The organism is Nocardia sp. NPDC059228 (assembly GCF_042754245.1).
In the GTDB taxonomy this organism is placed as follows: Bacteria; Actinomycetota; Actinomycetes; order Mycobacteriales; family Mycobacteriaceae; genus Nocardia.
In genome coordinates this window covers 1-1820 of the sequence record NZ_JBHZAL010000096.1, presented here as the reverse complement: position 1 = coordinate 1820, position 1820 = coordinate 1, and the positions used below count along the sequence as shown (strand labels likewise).

Sequence of the window (1820 nt, the reverse complement as noted above, 5' to 3'; positions counted from 1 at the left end):
GTACTGAGGCGGAATCGAACTCATAAAGCGGGTGTCCCCCGCAACTAACTCGTTTTGAACTCGACCTTACCGGTGCTCATGCGGAAGTTCCCATTCGAGTACAGCGTGGGACGGGCCTCGACATGGTTGCCGCTGTACTTCTCCACATGCCGGATCTGGGCACCGCCCGGTACTGTGAAATCGATCAAGGCGATGGCGACCCAATAGGACAAGTTGCGGTTGTTGAACAGTGGCACCGTCACGGTGGAGCCTCGCCCGTCCGTGACAACCGCCCGCGCACCGTAGGACTTGAATGAACCGGTCCCGTTCTCCACTGCGCTGTAGGCACACAGGAGGACGTACCCCTGGAGGTCTGGGCGACGGATGGTGATCGTCTCGCGGCCCGGCACCCTGGAGTCGCCGTCCAACGCGATGTAGGGCGGCGCGGCGGATGTGCCGAGCTGCCGGTAGTAGATGACCTGATCTGACTTGTTCGGACGCTTGCCGGGTGGTGTGACAGCACTCTCAGGGACGTAGAGGGCATACAAGTCGAGGTCGGCGCCGGCTTGTCTTCGAGCGGCGCTGCCCCCGTTCCACTCAAGTGTGGCTGTCACGATGAGGTTCGGGTCGTCCTTGCGCATGTCGATGGTCGCCTGGCCGGCCTTGGCGAGGGCGACCTTGCCCAGCGGGACGAGAGGACGAACCGGCGTCGTGGATGGAACTGGTGGGACCACCGGCGGTGCAGTGGTGCGTTGGCTCTGTGTGGGTATCAAGGGTGAGACCTGTACTGCGGCAGGCTCTGGGTCATCTACAACGATGCCGAAGTCCGAGGCGAGACCTGCCAGCCCTGTGTCCCATCCTTGGCCGACGGCTCTTGCCTTCCAAGTGTCTGCGCGTCGGTAGAGCTCGATGAGAATGGCCACCGTCTCCCGGTGTGTGAGTGGCGGCGGTTCGAAGGTGATCCGCGTGCTTCCGCATTCGACGAGCGAGTGGGGAGTGTTGCTCGTGTCGAAGTGAGTGGCTCGCAGCTCGGGGTCGATGCTGGCGACAACCACAATGCGGTCGACTGCCGTGGGGATCGCGGTCAGGTCCGCGACGATTGTCTGTCCGTTCAGTTCAACCATGTCCTGTGACACGTGGTTGTAGAAGACCAAATCGTCGTCGCTCCGCACCTTGCCGTCCTGGCCCAGAAGGACGGCAGACACGTCGATGCCAGTGCTCGGGGAGTTGAGAGTGACGCGGCACACCGCTGCGGGCAAGACAGCGTTGCCGCCTTTGGTGAGAGTCGTAGTCATGTGTGGCCTCTCATGGTGGTTCGTACATACTGGTCTCCCTGGTCGGTCCGTGTAGGGCAAACGCTGATGTCGTGCGATGAACGTGTCCGCGACGATCATGTGCTGGGATGCCAGGTTTAGCGCCGACGGTGATGCCGCCCGTCTCCGTTCCTGTCTCATCCAGCCCCGTCTTCTGGCCGGCGTTGCTGCGTAACCAGGGTGATTTGCGAGGCGGGTTACGAATCGTCGTATCGCAGACCCGCCGCGATCAGTTCGGTGGAGTGGGTCTGGAGGCCTCGGAGGATCTTGGCGTACGTCCGGTACGCCACCGTCAGGCTGTGGCCCGGCCTCGTCGCGCCCGCGATGCCGCCGGGCGGGATCGCGGCCCTCGGACATTCGGCCGCCACTCCACCGCGCCGCCACTCCACCGCGCCAGCGGTCTGCCTCGATCAGCCGTCCCGGTCACACATCCGGCTCTTTCCGGCGTGCGATGTGACACAGAGTTCGTTTATGTGATGTCTGGCAACTCACTGTAACCGTCGATGGGGCCGCAGGACGGTCCCACGG

General features: G+C 63.3%; 1 protein-coding gene. It reads right to left on the bottom strand.

Annotated elements, in window-relative coordinates; all coding sequences use genetic code 11:
- Positions 1-44: 44 nt before the first annotated feature.
- The gene (locus ACFXKA_RS42640) at positions 45-1274 is read right to left on the bottom strand and encodes a TerD family protein (RefSeq protein ID WP_379431851.1); all 1230 of its coding nucleotides are present in this window, start codon (positions 1272-1274) and stop codon (positions 45-47) included.
- Positions 1275-1820: the final 546 nt, after the last annotated feature.